This window comes from Spongiactinospora sp. TRM90649, assembly GCF_029382225.1.
Taxonomy (GTDB): domain Bacteria; phylum Actinomycetota; class Actinomycetes; order Streptosporangiales; family Streptosporangiaceae; genus Spongiactinospora.
In genome coordinates, this window is record NZ_JARLTC010000005.1 from 119,439 (window position 1) to 135,763 (window position 16,325).

12 protein-coding genes and 1 pseudogene are annotated in these 16,325 nt (G+C 70.2%); 9 read left to right on the plus strand and 4 right to left on the minus strand.

Annotated features, from left to right (window positions below; genetic code table 11):
* Positions 1-19: 19 nt before the first annotated feature.
* Both P3X83_RS06015 and P3X83_RS06020 read right to left on the minus strand, forming a co-directional pair.
* Positions 20-3,256, minus strand: a complete 3,237-nt coding sequence (locus tag P3X83_RS06015) for a carboxyl transferase domain-containing protein (protein WP_277303853.1) — start codon at positions 3,254-3,256, stop codon at positions 20-22.
* 4 nt (positions 3,257-3,260) lie between these two features.
* Positions 3,261-4,856: an AMP-binding protein gene (locus tag P3X83_RS06020; protein WP_277303854.1), complete on the minus strand. Its 1,596-nt coding sequence runs from the start codon at positions 4,854-4,856 to the stop codon at positions 3,261-3,263.
* Between the two features lie 110 nt (positions 4,857-4,966).
* Between P3X83_RS06020 and P3X83_RS06025 the strand changes: the two genes are divergently transcribed.
* Together P3X83_RS06025 and P3X83_RS06030 are read left to right on the plus strand one after the other, a co-directional pair.
* Positions 4,967-6,064 carry a CaiB/BaiF CoA-transferase family protein gene (locus P3X83_RS06025; protein WP_277303855.1) on the plus strand — a complete coding sequence of 366 codons (1,098 nt, stop codon included), beginning with the start codon at positions 4,967-4,969 and terminating at the stop codon, positions 6,062-6,064.
* A gap of 47 nt (positions 6,065-6,111) precedes the next feature.
* Positions 6,112-6,726: a TetR/AcrR family transcriptional regulator gene (locus P3X83_RS06030; RefSeq protein ID WP_277303856.1), complete on the plus strand. Its 615-nt coding sequence runs from the start codon at positions 6,112-6,114 to the stop codon at positions 6,724-6,726.
* Between the two features lie 235 nt (positions 6,727-6,961).
* On the opposite strand, the pseudogene P3X83_RS06035 reads toward P3X83_RS06030, so the two are convergent.
* A pseudogene (locus tag P3X83_RS06035) lies at positions 6,962-7,353 on the minus strand (transposase); the annotation flags it as partial.
* Between the two features lie 319 nt (positions 7,354-7,672).
* Here P3X83_RS06035 and P3X83_RS06040 point away from each other — a divergent pair.
* The 3 genes from P3X83_RS06040 to P3X83_RS06050 all read left to right on the plus strand — a co-directional run bounded on the left by P3X83_RS06040 (position 7,673) and on the right by P3X83_RS06050 (position 10,309).
* Positions 7,673-8,017 carry a hypothetical protein gene (locus P3X83_RS06040; RefSeq protein WP_277303857.1) on the plus strand — a complete coding sequence of 115 codons (345 nt, stop codon included), beginning with the start codon at positions 7,673-7,675 and terminating at the stop codon, positions 8,015-8,017.
* A 390-nt stretch (positions 8,018-8,407) separates the two neighbouring features.
* A complete protein-coding gene (locus P3X83_RS06045) occupies positions 8,408-9,508 on the plus strand; it encodes an RHS repeat-associated core domain-containing protein (protein ID WP_277303858.1) in 1,101 nt (366 codons plus the stop codon).
* A 249-nt stretch (positions 9,509-9,757) separates the two neighbouring features.
* Positions 9,758-10,309, plus strand: coding sequence for a hypothetical protein (locus P3X83_RS06050; RefSeq protein ID WP_277303859.1), 552 nt, complete (start codon positions 9,758-9,760; stop codon positions 10,307-10,309).
* A gap of 47 nt (positions 10,310-10,356) precedes the next feature.
* Here P3X83_RS06050 and P3X83_RS06055 read toward each other — a convergent pair whose 3' ends face one another.
* The gene (locus P3X83_RS06055) at positions 10,357-10,839 is read right to left on the minus strand and encodes a hypothetical protein (RefSeq protein ID WP_277303860.1); all 483 of its coding nucleotides are present in this window, start codon (positions 10,837-10,839) and stop codon (positions 10,357-10,359) included.
* 316 nt (positions 10,840-11,155) lie between these two features.
* Here P3X83_RS06055 and P3X83_RS06060 point away from each other — a divergent pair, with 316 nt between their 5' ends.
* The 4 genes from P3X83_RS06060 (at position 11,156) to P3X83_RS06075 (ending at position 16,324) form a co-directional block, all read left to right on the plus strand.
* Positions 11,156-12,280 (plus strand): helix-turn-helix domain-containing protein, encoded by a 1,125-nt coding sequence (locus P3X83_RS06060; protein WP_277303861.1) that lies wholly within the window; start codon positions 11,156-11,158, stop codon positions 12,278-12,280.
* Between the two features lie 234 nt (positions 12,281-12,514).
* Positions 12,515-12,703, plus strand: coding sequence for a hypothetical protein (locus P3X83_RS06065; RefSeq protein WP_277303862.1), 189 nt, complete (start codon positions 12,515-12,517; stop codon positions 12,701-12,703).
* 64 nt (positions 12,704-12,767) lie between these two features.
* The gene (locus P3X83_RS06070) at positions 12,768-13,865 is read left to right on the plus strand and encodes a PqqD family peptide modification chaperone (RefSeq protein ID WP_277303863.1); all 1,098 of its coding nucleotides are present in this window, start codon (positions 12,768-12,770) and stop codon (positions 13,863-13,865) included.
* Positions 13,866-13,867: 2 nt separating this feature from the next.
* The gene (locus P3X83_RS06075) at positions 13,868-16,324 is read left to right on the plus strand and encodes a lantibiotic dehydratase (protein WP_277303864.1); all 2,457 of its coding nucleotides are present in this window, start codon (positions 13,868-13,870) and stop codon (positions 16,322-16,324) included.
* Position 16,325: the final 1 nt, after the last annotated feature.

Genomic DNA, 16,325 nt, shown 5'->3' on the forward strand with positions numbered 1-16,325 from the left:
CAGGCCGCCCTGCCGCCTCTCACCAGGCGTCGAGCGGCCTGCGGCGGCGGTCGGCCGCGCGCGTCGCCGAGCGCCACGCGGCGGTGACCCGGTACCGCGTGTCGGCCGGATCGATGACGTCGTCCACCTCGAACACCGCCGCGACCGACAGGGCCTTGCCGTCCTCGTAGAGCCGGGCGACCAGTTCCTCCTCGCGGCGTCGCCGTGCCGCGGGGTCGGCGATCGCCTCCAGTTCGGCCCGGTGACCGAGCCGTACCGCGCCTTCCAGCCCCATCCCGCCGAACTCACCGGTCGGCCACGCCATGCTGCACACCGGCACGCGTGTGCCGCCGCCCGCCATCGCCATCGCGCCCAGCCCGTACGCCTTGCGCAGCACGACGAACGCGACCGGCACCTCAAGGTGCGAGGCTGCGATGAACATTCTGCTGAAATGCCGCACGGTCGCGGTGCGCTCCGCCGCCGGACCGACCATGAATCCCGGGGTGTCGCACAGCGACAGCACCGGAAGGCCGTGCGCGTTGCACAGTTGGAGGAAACGAGCGGCCTTGTCGGCCGCGTCCGCGTCGATCGCCCCGCCAAGATGCGCCGGGTTGTTGGCCATGATTCCCGCGGCCATGCCGTCGATCCTGGCGAGCGCGGTCACGACGCCGAGGCCGAAGGACCGCCGCAGCTCCATGACCGTACCGGTGTCCGCGAGCGCCTCCACCACCGCGCGCACGTCATACGGCCGGAGCCGGTCACCCGGTACCAGATGGCGCAGCAGCCGCTGGTCGCCGCAGCCCGCGGCGGGCTCGCCCCCGCCGGTCAGCGCCAGGTAGCGGCGCGCGGCGGCCACCGCCGCGGGCTCGTCGGGGACCAGGACGTCGATCACCCCGTTGGCCGCCTGGACCGACGGCGGACCGACGTCCTCGGGGGCCACCGCGCCGAGTCCGGCCGCCTCGATCATGGCGGGACCGCCCATGCCGATGCTGGAGTCCTCCGTGGCGATCACCACGTCACAGCAGCCGAGGATCGCGGCGTGCCCGGCGAAGCAGTAGCCGGACGCGATGCCGACCAGCGGTACCACGCCGGAGAGCCGCGCCAGCAGCGCGAAGGCGGGCTCGTCCAGACCGGCGACGGCCCCGTGGTCGGTGTCCCCCGACCGGCCGCCGCCGCCCTCCGCGATCACCACGACGGGCAGCGACTCGCGCAGCGCGAGCCCCAGCATGCGGTCGGTCTTGCGGTGGTTGCGCACGCCCTGGGTGCCGGCCAGCACCGTGTAGTCGTACGACATCACCACGCACCGCCGCCCGCCGACCAGCCCGATCCCGGCGACCAGGCCGTCGGCGGGGGTCCGCTCGACCAGTTCGGCCACGGAACGGCGCTGCCGTTGCGCGGCGACGACCAGCGCGCCGTACTCGACGAACGTTCCCGGGTCGCACAGCTCGCCGATGTTCTCCCTGGCGGTGCGGCGGCCCACCGCCCGCCGGGCGGCCACGGCCCCGGGCCGCGCCTCGTCGCGTACCCCCCGGTGCCGGTCGAGCACTTCGGCCAGCTCCGGCCGCACCAGGTCGAGGTCCGGCTCTTCGACGACCTCCTGCCGGTCGTCCTCGCCGGTCGCGGCCAGCACCGCCACCACGTCGCCCGCGCGGATCGAAGCGCCGACGGCGACGCGGACCTCCAGTACGGTCCCCGGACGGCCGGCCGCGACGACGTGGTGCATCTTCATCGCCTCCAGCACGACCAGCGACGACGTGGTGCTCACCGGGTCGCCGGGCCGGCTCTCCACCGCCACCACGGTGGCGTCCACCGGCGCGGTGATCACCAGTGGCCCCGGTTCGCCGGTGCCTGGGTCTGGGGGCGGCTCGTGGCCGACCAGATCGGCGAGCCGCCGGTCCACGAAGTCCGTGGTGAGCAGGCCCGACCGCAGCTCCGGCCGGCGCAGGATGGCGTCGAGCAGGCCGATGTTGGTGCCCGGCCCCGCCACGTCGAACTCCCGCAGCGCGCGGCGTGCCCTGGCCAGTACCGTGGCGAGGTCGTCACCGGTGACGATCACCTTGGCGAGCAGCGAGTCGTACCGGCTCCCCGTGCGATAGCCGGGATAACCGTGAGTGTCCACGCGCACCCCCTTCCCCACGGGCGGCGCGAACCGTTCCAGCGGCCCTGCCTGCGGGCGGACCTGCCCGTCCGCCGACACCGTCTCGGCGTTTACCCGGACCTGCACCGCGACGCCCGCCGGCGCGGGCGGCTCTGTCATCCCCAGCGCGGCGAGCGTGGCCCCACCGGCGATCCGGAGCTGTGCCTCCACCAGGTCGACGCCGGTCAGCTCCTCGGTCACCGTGTGCTCGACCTGGAGGCGGGGGTTGAACTCCAGAAAGACCCACTCGTCCCCGGCGAGCAGGAACTCGACGGTGCCCACCCCCCGATAGCGCACCGATTCGCCGATCGCGGTCGCGGCCCGCAGCATGCCGTCCCGCACCCTGTCGGGCAGGGCCACGGCAGGGGCCATCTCCACCAGCTTCTGGCGGCGTCGCTGCACGCTGCAATCGCGTTCCCACAGGTGGGTCACCGCGCCGGTGCCGTCGCCGATGATCTGGACCTCGATGTGGCGGGCGCCGGTCAGCAGCCGCTCCACGTACAGCGCGCCGTCGCCGAACGCGTCGGCCGCTTCGGCGGCGCACCGGGCGAAGACGTCATCGAGCAGGCCGGGATCGCGTACCGGCCGCATGCCCCGGCCGCCACCGCCGGCGAGCGCCTTGACCATGACCGCTCCGCCGTCGCCGAGTTCGGTGAGGAAGAGACGCGCCTGTTCCACGGACACCGGTCCGGGCGTCGCCGCCAGTACCGGGATGTCCAGCGCCTGCGCGTGGCGGCGGGCGCGTGCCTTGTCCCCGAGCAGCGAGAGCTGGTCCGGGGTCGGGCCGACGAAGGTGAGCCCGGCGCTCTCGCAGGACTGGGCGAAGGCGGCGTTCTCGGCGAGGAAGCCGTACCCGGGGTGCACCTGGTCGCAACCGCCGTCCAGCGCCGCCTTGATCAGGGCCTCGGCGTCCAGGTATGCCGCCGGCCCCGTGCCCGCCAGCGGACGGGCCACGTCCGCCCTGCGGACGTGGGCGCTGTCGGCGTCGTCCTCCGCGTAGACGGCGACCGTGCGGACGCCCAGGTCGGCAGCGGCGGCGAGCACCCGGACGGCGATCTCGCCACGGTTGGCCACGAGCAGCCCGCCCGCCGGGTCGCGGTCCCGCTCGGGGGCCGGCTCGGTCGCCTGGTTCACCTGCATCCGCTCAGCCCTCCCGGCGCACGAAGATCCCGGCCGCTTCGCGGTCCCATGTCGTCCCGCTCACACCGTGGTCGCGCAGCTGTGCCTTGCGCACCTTCTGGGTGGGTGTCTTGGGCAGCTCGGCGACCACCTCGACGTAGCGGGGCACCATGAAGTACGGCAGGCGGTCGATCAGGAACTCCGTCAGCGCGACCGGGTCGATCCGCGCGCCGGGGGCCGGGACCACGACCGCCAGGATGTCGTCCTCGGTCAGGTCGGAGGCCACGGCCACGACCGCGCTCTCGGCCACCGAAGGATGGTCGTTGATGACCGACTCCACCTCGAAGCTCGACACGTTCTCACCCCGGCGGCGCAGGGCGTCCTTGAGCCGGTCGACGAAGTGGTAGCGCCCCTCGGCGTCCTCGCGGAGCACGTCACCGGTGTGCACCCAGCCGCCGCGCAGCACGTCGGCGGTCGTCTCCGGCAGTCCGTGGTATCCGCTCATGACGGTGTGCGGCACCTCGGGCCGTACGAGCAGTTCGCCGGCCTCGCCCGGCGGCAGATCGCGACCGTGCTCGTCGACGATCCTCAGTTCGTATCCCGGCCGCCGGAATCCGGACGCACCGGCGACCACCGAGTCCGGCGGGCCGTACACCACCGCGCCGATCTCGCTCATGCCGTACGCGGTGATGATGTCCACCCCGAACCGGTCGCGGAAGGCCTGGAAGTCGGCGACCAGGGGTGCCATGCCCACGATCTGGAGAGGGTTGTCCGCGTCGTCCGGCTCCGGCGGCCGGGCGGCCAGCATCTGCGCCATCGCCCCGAGCAGCGCGGTGAACGTGATGCCGTGCTCGCGCACCAGCGGCCAGAACCGGGTCGGCGAGAACGCGGGCTCCAGTACACAGCTCGCCTGGTGGACCAGCGCCTTGTAGACACCGGACCACTGGCCGGACAGATGGAACACCGGCAGCGTCACCAGGATGCTGTCGTACTCGCGCGGGCGCACCTGATCCTCGCCCGATGCGTACGTGTAGGCGTGGGCGTGCGACGTCAGCACGCCCTTGGAGGCCCCCGTCGTACCGGAGGTGTACATGTAGGCGATCAGGTCCGCCGGGCCCACCCGTACCGGCGAAGCCGGCGTGGCGGCGTCGAGCTCCTCGAACGGGACGACCAGGAAGCGCCCCTGCGGCAGCGCGTCGCCCGCCCCGCCCCGGACCACGACCGTGCGCAGTGACGTCAGGTCATCGGCCGCCCGGGCGAGTCGTGCGCAGTAGCGGTCCTCGATCAGCAGGATCTCCGCGCCGGAGTCGTTGAGGATGTGGGTCAGGAAGCGGCCCTTGTAGGCGGTGTTCACCGGCACCTCGACCACACCCGTCAGGCTCAGCCCCGACCAGGCGTGGATGGCGTCCATCGAGTTGTCCAGCATGAGCGCGACCGGAGCCGCGCGGCCCGCGCCGGCCGCGGCCAGCCCACCGGCGAACCGCAGCGAGCGGTCGAAGCTCTCCGCGAATGTCCAGCGGCCGGACCTGTCGGTCTGGGCCACCTTGTCCGGGACCTTCGCGAGCGCGCGCTCGAACGCGTGGATGAATGTGCGTCTTTCCAGCTCCGGCAGTGCGGACATTGACCCTCCATGACGAGTAGCAGGGGTCGGCGATCCTGGTGGCCGTAGGCTACTATATCGACCGCTCAGTACTGTAACGAATTGTCATCGCCTTTCACTGAGGGGTTCTCATGCCAGGAGCGCTGCACGGGCTACGCGTCATCGAGCTGGCCGGCATCGGACCATGTCCACACGCGGCGATGCTGCTGGCCGACCTGGGCGCCGACGTGGTCCGGCTGGAAAGACCGGCCGCGGACCGGACGGCCGAGGCGCATGACCAGATGCTCCGCAACCGGACCGTGGCCGTCGTGGACCTGAAGTCCGGCGAGCAGCGGGCGGCGGTACTCGACCTGGTGGAGAAGGCCGACGTGCTGCTGGAAGGCTTCCGGCCCGGTGTGGCCGAACGGCTCGGCATCGGGCCCGAGGACTCCCTGCGGCGCAACCCCCGCCTCGTCTACGGCCGCATGACCGGTTGGGGACAGCACGGACCGCTCGCCCGGCGGGCCGGGCACGACATCAACTACATCTCGGTGACGGGCGCGCTGCACGCGATCGGCCGCGAAGGCGAGCGGCCCGTCCCGCCGCTGAACCTGGTCGGCGACTTCGGCGGCGGCTCCCTGTTCCTCGTCTACGGCGTACTGGCGGCCCTGTGGGAACGGGAGCGTTCCGGACGGGGACAGGTGGTGGACGCGGCGATAGTGGACGGTGTCAGCGTGTTGTTGCAGCCGATCTGGAGCCTGCGCGCCACGGGGTACTGGTCCGACTCCCGCGCCGACAACCTGCTCGACGGGTCCTGGCCGTTCTACGACACCTACGAGTGCTCCGACGGCCGGTACGTCGCCGTCGGGGCCATCGAGCCGCAGTTCTACGCCGAACTGGTGGCCGGGCTCGGACTGGCCGGCGAGCCGCTGCCCGAGCAGGGCGACCGGTCCGGCTGGCCCCTGCTCAGGGCCCGGTTCACGGCGGTGTTCGCCACCAGGACGAGAGACGAGTGGGCCGCGCACTTCGCCGACACCGACGCCTGCGTCACGCCGGTCCTGGAGTTCGCCGAGGTCGCCGAACATCCCCACATGGCCGCCCGGCGCGCCGTGCGGAACGTCGGCGGCGTACAGCAGGCCGGAGTCGCGCCGGCACTGTCCCGCACGGCGCATCCCGAGCCGGACGGACCGCCGGGCAGCGCGGTGCCGCTCGCCGCCGTCACCGCCCGCTGGTCGGCTCCGTCCGCGTAAGCCTCCGGTTAAACTGCGAACGACCGGTCGATCTACGAAGGTGACTGATGCCAAGACAGGCCGATCCACGCAAGAAGCAGCGCATCCTCAGCATCGCCACCGACCTGTTCGCGGCGAACGGCTACCACGGCACCGGAACGGCGCAGATCGCCGAGGCGGCGGGCATCGGCAAGAGCGCTCTCTACCACCACATCAAGAGCAAGGAGGACGCCCTTTTCGAGATCAGTCGGCTTCTACTGGAAGAGCTCGTACAGGCGGGCGAGCGGATCCAGCGGAAGACGGGCCCGGCCGACGAGAAGCTGCGGCAGTTGAGCAGGGAACTGATCCGCAACATCGGGGCCAACCTGACCGCGTGGCGAGTGGTCAGCGCGGAGTTCGACCAGCTCACCAGCTACCGCAAGCGGATCATCGCCGAACTCCGGCGCAGCTACGAGGGCACCTGGCTCGCGGTCATCGACTCCGGCACCGCCGAGGGGCTCTTCCGCGCGATCGACCCGGTACAGGCGAAGGCCATCATCACCATGCACAGCCAGACCCACCTGTGGCTCCGGCACAACGGCAGGCTGACCCCTGACGAGGTCGCGGATCAGCTCTGCGACCTGGTGCTCCTCGGAGTCGGCGCCTCCCACCACGGCAACGGGCCGCCTGCCGCGGCGAGCTGATCCGGAGCCACACGGCACGCGCGCGGCGGGACACCGGAACGTCCCCACTGCAAGACCGGCTGTTAGTACGGCGATCAACTTCCGCAACGACCTGGAGAAGGCTGGCCAGGAACACGAGAACGGGCACAGTTCGGCTGGGTGCGTTCAAGCCTGTGATCGATGAGATGTTGCGGGCCGATCTGGACGCACCACGTAAGCAGCGGTACACGACGAGTGGGCTTGATCCGGTTTGACGCACCTCGCTCTTGGAGACGTTCTCGATGCCGAGCTGCTCGATGAGCTTGTCCACCCGCCGGGGCGACACCCCCGGCAGGTAGCTGGTGGCCACCACGCCGATCAGCGCCTGCTCGGCGCGGCGGCGGCGTTCCAGCAGCCAATCCGGATAGTGGGACCCGGCCCGGAGCCTGGGAACGGCCAGGTCGATCGTGCCGGCGCGGGTGTCCCACTCACGGTTCCGTAGCCGTTGCGGGAGGTGACCCGCTCGGTGCTGCGCTCGCCGTAGGCGGCTCCGCACAGGCCGTCGGCCTCGGCCATGGTCTTCACCATGCAACGCAACCTGTCGGGGTCATCGGCCTGGAGTTGCCCGACCGGCCGCTGCTGGGGCGTCACACTGCTGTCCGCGGCCATCGCTTGGCTCTCCCTCGAAGTTGATCTTGCCCATTCGAAGGATCACGCGATGGCCGTCTTCATGCCTCGCCGCCACGCTTGTGACCAGGTCAATCTCGTACACCACTTCCGTGGACGTGACCGTGAGACTTCTTCGGATGATCTAAGGAGGGATATCCGCTAAGATCACCTCTTGTTCCGCCTCGGGCGTTCTGCTTCGGGCGCCATGCTTGATGTGCCGTGTCGCGCCATCCCTTGCATTACGCGGCCTGCAAGTCGAATTGCCCCTTGTGTCCCGCAGGCGACATTTTGTCCCATTTATTCGAGGAAAGAATTCGCCATGCCCTTTTCGAAGTTCGCCCGTTCCGCCGCCCTGCTCGTCGCCGTCCTATCCCTCACTTCCGGCCTCGCCGCCTGCGGTGGGACGGGCGAGAGCGACGGGGCCGGTGGGAGCGGGGAAGGCGGGGTCGACAAGGCGAGCCTTCTCGCCAAGTTCAAGACGGAGAAGGATGCCGAAGGCACCCCCGAGACGGCCATGAACTGCCTGGTCGACGTCATGCTCAAGTACGGTGACAAGGCCAGCCTTCAGGACTACATCGACGGGAAGGTCAAGGCCGACGACATCAAGGGCCTCGGCCCCTCTAACAAGGACGCCGAAGCAGCAGGCTTCAAGTGCGTCTCCTGAGCTGAACCCCGCCACTGAGCTGAACCCCGCCACTCCGGCGTCCCCCGCCGGAGTGGCGGACCAAGGCCGGTCGCGCGATCCATCGCTGGCCGGCGCGCTACTGCTGGACGCCCGGCCGGTCGCCTTCCGCCAGCTCCAGGGCTGGGTGTCCGCGTTGCCGCTGGCGTTCGACAACCTCGGCGCGAGCCGTACGTTCGACACTCCGGCGCTCGCGGCGGCCTTCCCGTTCACCAGCCCGGACCTGACCACCGAGCTCGGCCGGACCGCCGTCCTGTACGGCGGCTCGGCGGAAGTGGCCAGATCAAGCGGGTCCTGGAGCGCGATGCCGCCACCGACTGGCTCTCCCGCGTCACGACCCAGACGAAAGCCGACACCAGTGCCCCCGACACGGTGCAGGACGACCGCTACACCTACAACGTGGCGGGCAACATCACCCGCGTCCTGGACGCCGCCTCCGCCGTCCCCAGCGGGAGCCCGGGTCAATCCGAGTGCTTCGCCTACGACGGCCTGCGGCGGCTGAAGACCGCCTACACCACCACCGCGAACGCCTGCGGCGGTTCGGGCGACAACGACGGCATCGACCCGTACGACCAGGCCTACGGCTACAACGGGGTCGGCAACATCACCACGCTGACCGACAACGGCCAGACCGCCACCTACACCTATCCGGCCCCCGGCCCCTCGGCGGTACGGCCCAACGCCGTCACCTCCATCACACGGCCGGGCGGTGCCGACACCTACGCCTACGACAACGCCGGGCAACTGATCGCCCGGACCGTGGGCGGCAAACAGGGCACCTTCACCTGGGACCAGCTCGGCCAGCTCACCCAGGCCGAAATCGACGGCGGGCAGACCGCCATGGTCTACGACACCACCGGCGACCGCCTCATCCGGCGAGACCCGGACGGTAGCACCACCCTCTACCTGGGCTCGATGGAACTCCGCCCGGCGGGCGGCCAGGTCACCGGCAAGCGCTACTACAGCGCCGCTGACGGCTCATCCGTCGCGATGTGCGACGGCACGGGCGTCACCTGGCTACTTCCGGGCATGCACGGCAGCACCCAGGTGGCCGTCAACGACACCACCGGCACCGTCAACCGCGAACGCCATCTCCCCTTCGGCCAGCGCCGCGGCGGCGATGACCTGCCGTTCACCGACCGCGGATTCCTCGGCAAGGTCGAGGACGACTCAACCGACCTCACCTACCTGGGCGCGCGCTACTACGACCCGGCCATCGCCAGGTTCATCTCCACCGACCCCGAACTCGACCTCCGCCTTCCCGCCTGGGCCAACGCCTATTCCTACGCCGCCAACAACCCGATCGACCTCTCCGACCCCGACGGCCTCCGCGTGGACGCCGGCGGAGGCAGCTCCGACAGGAGCAACGGCTACTCCCGCGACAAGAAGCGCCCCAACGCCAACCAGAACTTCGCCCAGACCCACCACGCCAGCGGCAAGAAGACCGCATGTTCATTTAATTGCGATCCGTAAGTGGACCACACACAGTCAACGTGTTCACGATCTTACTATCGCCGACTATGTACTGGCAGGCGCGGCTGCAGTCCTCGTTCACAATGACGACAAACCTGTGCCAAAAATTATCCGCCGGGGAGTCGAGAGGATCAAGAACGGCGAACTGGCACAGCGCAGGGCGTTCTCCAGATCATCCGCGACGGGTGATGATGCCCCCGAACGGCCATGACACGGTGAGTCGCACGGAGGAAGGTCGAAGGAGGGTACATGTCGATCGGACCTGTCCAGCTACTCGTGCTGGGGTTCAATCATCCCGAGTTCCACGGCGAGATCATCGCCGAGCTGGAGCGATTGCGGCAGAACGACACCGTGCGAGTGATCGACGCGCTCGCCGTCTACAAAGACAAGTCCGGCGAACTGGAGGTCGAGCACCTCAGCAACCTCACCCAGGATGAGGCGATCGAGATCGGCACCGTGATCGGAGCGCTGATCGGCCTCGGCATCGCGGGCGAGGCGGGCTCGGAGGCGGGTGCCGTACTCGGCGCCGAGAAAGTCGAGCAGGCGGGCGGCCTGCACCCGCTCCCGTCCGAGCAGGAGCTCTGGGACGTCATCGGGGACATCCCGAACGACAGCGCCGCCGCGCTCATCCTGCTGGAGCACCACTGGGCGGTCCCGCTGCGGGACGCGGTGACACGAGCCGGGGGCCTGCGCATCGCGGACGGCTTCATCAGCCCCCTGGACCTCGTGGCGATCGGACTGCACACGGCCGAGGAGGCGGAGCGGCTGCAGACCCTGACCAACACCGGAAGCGGGGGGTAGGCACACGGCAGCCCACACAGTGAAACGCCCGGCCGGCGGACCCGTGCTCAGTGGGTCAGCAGCACCTTGAGCAGGACCAGGATCAGGCCGATGACCAGGTTCCCCACGGCGGCCACGACAACGATCCCCGTGCTCTCCCGGGCCTTCACGGCCGCCAACGCGGCCCAGGCCACCTGGGCGGTCAACGCCGTGGCCAGCGCCAGCCAGGCGCTCGTGGAGCCGGACAGGCCCAGCGCCCAGGCCGTCACCGCCGCGACCGCGGGCGGCAGCGCCGCCTGCAGCAGCGGGCGCTCGCGCGCGCCGACCGTGCGTGCCTGCGCCCAGCTCAGTCGCGTGCGGTGCCGGCGCTCGCCCACCAGCCCGGAATATACGTGGGCGATCCAGAACACCAGCCCGGTGGCCAGCAGCAGGACACCGGTCACCAGCCCCGAGGGTGGATTCTGGCCGGGGCTGGTCCCGGCCACGACGGAGGCGGCGAGCAAGGAGCCGTACACGGCGCCGGTGTAATCGATCTGCGTTTCATCGGCCATGGCAGCCGCCTCCGCCTCCCCCTCCACGATGTCCCTGTCAAGGCACTGTGACCGCATCTTGCCGCGCCGGATTCACCCCCACCGGGCGAGTCGGCGGGGCAATGGGGAGGCGGGCGGCTGCGTATTCTTCAATTTGGGTTTGTGACGAAGTGTCAGTTCGATTGTTTTCGATTCTCGCCTTCCTGGATCGCAATCGGCGATGGTGCTCCCTTGCCGCGCCGATCAGGCCCAATGGAGATTTCTCTGAGGTGACGCATGGTTTCGTACTATCTTGTAACCTGCCCACCGGGCATCAATGCGTGTCAGGGGAGAGCGTTTGCCGGATCCTGGAAGCAGGCCACCGCGGCCGGAGGACGCCACGACGACGGCCGAGTTCGTCGCGGCGCTCAGGAAGCTGCGGCAGTGGTCGGGCCTCACCTACCGCGAGCTCGCGGCCCAGGCGGCCGAGGCCGGGGACGTGCTGCCGCCGAGCACCATGGCCACCGTCCTTGGACGCGCCAAGCTTCCCCGTGAAGGCTTCGTCACCGCCTTCGTCCGCGCCTGCGGTTTCGACGAGGCGGAGGCGGCGCGCTGGGTGACGGCGCGCAAGGCCCTGGCGGCCGGGACCACACCGGCTCCGGCGGCACGAGAGGAGCCGGCCGACGCGCCCGCGGCGACGCCGCCCGCCGATGAGACCCTGACCGTGACGGCGCTCCCGGGCGACGACGACGCCGATGACGACGGCGAGGTACGGCACGGCTCGCGCCCCCGGCGATGGGCGCGGCGCGGGTGGTTGCAGACCTCGACCATCGTGTCGGTCACCGCGATCGCCATGGTGATCGTGGTGGCCCTGACGAGGCCGACCGGCGGCGGCCGGACTCCCGACGGCGACCAGGCTTCCACGGCTACCGGCGGCCGCACCACCAAGGCGCTGACGAATCCCGTGCCGGCCCCGTCGGCCGGCCCGGGCCTCCCGTCCAACGGCTGGTACGGCCTGACCCCCTCGCACGTCGCCGACCGCGACCTGTGCGTGGGCGAGGGCCGCGAGCGCAACCAGCGCACCAACCGGCCCATCGCCGTGCAGCGGCCATGTGACGACCTCTCGCCCGACACCTACCTGCGGGTCGACGACCAGGGCGCGTACGCGATCGAGTGGCACGACCCCAAGAACGGGCTCGGCTGCCTGTCGGTGGACGAGGGGTACAAGGGCGCGAACGCGCTCATCCAGCCGACCGATTGCAGGGACGACGCCCCCTACCAGCGGTTCATGCTGGAACAGAGGGGCGACGGTTTCCGGTTGCGCCCGGTGCACAGCGGCGCGTGCCTCGGAGCCCTGAACGGCCCCCGGGACACCGAGGTCGGCGGCGAACTGGCACAGGTGGCCTGTGAGGACCGAACCGACCAGATCGTCCTGATCCGCCCGCGCCCGGCACCCAAGCTCCCGGTCCCGCTGCCGAATTAAACCGATATATTCAGTCGGGAAAGTCAGGAATTTAGGAAAACGCGAACCGGGCCCGCACGCCCGACTCGACGAGCATTTGATCTCCCCGATTCATTCAGTTTCCAAAGAGAAACCATTTTCCCTTTTCTGTACATGTGATCCACGTCACATTGCATTTGTCTTCACCCCGTTAATCGACGCGTGCGATAGTCGCAACGTCACACGGAAATGCAATACAGAAAGAAGGGATTCAACATGCAGGATCATGGCATCGCGCCGGATTTCGCTGCTGATTTCGACCTCTTCGCCCGTGAGCTGTCGGGTGACGAGATGGAGGCCGGTCGCTCGTTCGGCTCCAGCCTGAGCAGCGCCTTCACCTTCTCAACCGGCACGTGCAGCAGCGCGGGCTGCGTTTCCACCGCCGGCTCGTCCGTCACCGGCTGAGCTTGAGGAACTGACGGAGGGAGGTCCCGGTCCGATGCCGCGCCCCAATGCCGCATCCGGTCTAGTGGATGACGAGCAGCCGGACTGGGATCTCCCGGTCTCCTTCGCCTCTTCGGTGGAAATCGTTCCCGGCGACAACCCCGGTGTGCTGTTGTACAGAAATGACACCGGGCGATATTTCCAGCTCGGCCGCAGCTCACGGATGTTCGTCCCGCATTTACAAGAAGGCACCACTCCGCGCTTTCTGGTTCAGCGGGTCTCCGAGAGGTTCCAGGTCCGGGAGTCCGCCGCGGCGCGCACGGTCACGAGGTTCCTGTCGGAGATCCGTGAGATGGGACTGCTCGACGTCCCTCCCCCGGCGAAAGGCCTGCGTGGGCGGGCCGTCCGGGCTCTCGCGGAGATACCCATGGGGCGGCTCGTGCTGGTGCGTGATTCCTCGCCGCCGGCGGCCTCCGGCAGACAAGGGGCATGGGGAAACCTGGCGCGGATCGCCACGGGGGTCTTCGTGGGGGTGATCGCCCTGGTGGCGGTCGGCGTGGCCGTACTGGCGGTGACCCAGCTACTCGACACCGGGGCCCTCGGGGGCGCCTCGGTCGCCATCCCGCTGGTCCTGTTGCTCCATCTGACGATCCATGAGGCCGGCCACTGGCTGGCCTGCAGATATTACGGGGTGACGGTTCCCGAGGCGGGGATCGCCTTCTGGTTCTGGATCCTGCCCCGGCCCTATGTCGATCGTTCACACGCCTACCGGCTCAACCGCCGCGTCCCGCTGGTCGTCATCACCACGTCGGGGATCGTCATCGACGCGCTGAACGCCGGCATAGCGGGAGCCCTGGCCTTCGCCGCGGACGACCCCACACTTCGCGCGCTGGCCGCGGGGGTCGCGTACATCCTGCTCATGACCCTCGCGAACGACGTCAATCCGTTCCTGCCGAGTGACGGGTTGCACGCGATCGAGGCGGCGACCGGTCAGCACGCGTTCCGGCGCAGGGCGATCCACTACCTGCTCGCCCTCGTGCTCCGTCTGCCGTCATCGCACCACCACGAGTTCGCCGGCCGCCGGCTCCGCCTGCTGTACCTCGGATACGGCGTGCTGTCCCTCGTCTACCTGGCCGCCGTGGCCCTGCTCGTCGCTCGTCTCGTCGTATCGGTGGGGGGATAGGAATGAGATTCCGGGAATCCGCGACCATCGCGCCCTTCGTCCTGGTGCGCTTCTCCGGATACGCGGCGACAGGGCCGCATCGGCTCCGGGCGGGCCGTGCGGTGGCCGGGCTGGACGAGGTCCGCGAGTACAGGCGCGAGCTGGCGACGCTCACGGACCCGCTGTCCGACGCTCTGTACGAACTCGTGCCCACACTGCCCGCCGAGGAGCGCCGCGCGGCGGTCGGCCTGCGAAGGGATGTGCACAACGGCCGTGTCCCGCGCGTCTCCGAGGACGCGCGAGACCGGATAACGGCCCGGCTCGCCCCGGACGTGCGGCCGGCGCTGGCACGATGGCTGGCGGTCCGCGAACGGTCCGAGGCGGCCATGACGGCCTACACGGAGATCTTCGAAACGGAGCTCGCCGACGCCGAGGCCGCCCTGATCGAGCAGGCCGGCACGAATAAGATGATCAAGGCGCTCTCCCTCGCCGCACCGGAGGTCACGGCCGCCGTCCTGCGGGGAGATCCGGACCGGCTGGCGGCCAAGGCGCGGCGGAAGCTGCTCCGCACGCTCTTCAACTACTTCGTGCGGGCGACCGTCAAGACGAGCCCGCTCGGCTGGTTCAGCCCGGTGGCGGTGTGCACGATCGGCGGCGAAGGCCCATGCGGCAGCGCCGAAGGCGGTTCCTACCAAGCGGTCGCCTCTCTCCCGCAGGCCCTCTACCTGCGCCTGCTCCAGCGTTTCTGCGCGCACGAGTCCGCCGGCCGCCACCTGCGCTTCCACCCCGCCCGGCAGCCGGACGGCACCCACCTGATGCGTGCCAGCTACCTGCACACGCGCACCAACAGCTTCTTCTGGCGCGAGGATCTGCTGACGGATCTGACCGTCCACCGCGAAGAGGCACGCACGGTGCCCCATGCCATGTCCGGTGGCCAGGTGCTCGCCGCGCTGCGCCAGGACGACTCGGGGGCGTCCTGGTCCCGGGTGGCCCGGCTGACCGACACGGGACTCCTCCGGCTGGAGTCGGCGTGGGCTCTGGGCGACTACGACGCGCACCACTCGATGACGGCGCTCGCCGAGTCGCCCGGCGTGACGGATGCGATGGGCACGGAAGTGGCCGGCGCGCTGCGTGACCTGGGAGAGGGCATGCACCGCATGTCCGAGGCGGCGCCCCGGGCCCGCGCGGCTCTCGCCTCGCGGATCACGCGTCTGGCCGGGGAGCTCGACGACGCCACGGCCACCGCCGCCGCGCCGCGCGTCCCCGACCTGGCCGTGCGCGAGGACGTCGTCAGGAACGAACCGCTGCCCGCGCTGCCCGCGTGGGTCGAGGACGCCTTGTCCGGCTACGGCCGGCGGCTGTCGTCCCACCTGAGCACCCTGCCACAGTACGCGAGCACCCTTGAGTTCTGGCGGAGGCACGTCGCGCCGGTCCATGCCGCCCTCCCGCTGCCGGAGTTCCTCGCCCGCTACGTGACCACGCCCGGCCCTCATCTGCGGCACAACGCCGACGTCCCGTTGTCCGGCGCTCCTGACCTCGACATCGGCGTGGGGCCCTCGATGCTCCGGCCCGCCTTCGCGATCCTGTTCCAGCTCGCCACCCTGGAGGACCGGGAACAGGTGATCGTCCTCAACCAGATCATGGACGGCAGCGGCGGCGTGGCCGCCCGTTTCCGCGGCCTGCTCTCCCCCCGCCTCCTCGAAGACCCGCTCCGGGCGTGGCTCGACCATCTGGTGCCGGAGGGTTCACGGCCTCTGGAACTCCCCGTGTCCGCGGACTGGAACCCCGTCCAGGCACGCTGCGCGGGCCGTGCCCGCGCGCTCGACATGGGCGGCGGGCTGGTCCCCGCGGGAGAGCCGGTGCCGCTGGACCGGTTGCGGATCCGGCTGGACGAACGCTCGGGAACGTTCGTCGTGGAGGACAAGTACGGCCCGGTCGTCCCGTTCTACTCCGGTCTCGTGCCCCGCCGCATGCTGAACGGCCCCGCCAGTCTGCTGGCCACCCTCTCCAGCCCCTGGTACTGCGCGGCTCCCGAGGTGTGGGGAACGGCCTCCCTGCTGCTCCGTCTCGAACGGCCGGCCGGGGTGGTGCACACGCCCCGCGAACGCGCCGGCGCCGTGATCACCCGGAGGGCGTACTGGACGGTGAGCGCGGCGGACCTGCTGGCCGAGGTGAAAGCGCCCACCCAGGCCCTGACGTTCGCCGCCTACCGTGACTGGGCGCGGGCCCACGGGGTCGCGGACGAGCTGTTCGTCCGCCGGGGAACCACCGAGCCCGACCTGTTCGCCAAGTCCCGCAAGCCGCTCTGGCTGTCCGCCGACGTGCCCCTCTCGGTCTCGGGCCTGCTGGACTCACTCTCGGAGAAGGAGATCCTCATCATGGAGGAAGCCCTCCCCCGGCCCGGCGCGGACTCCCCCGTGATCGACGGGCATCCGCGCACCGCGGAGTATGTCGCCCACCTGAGCTGGGACGGGTGCTGAG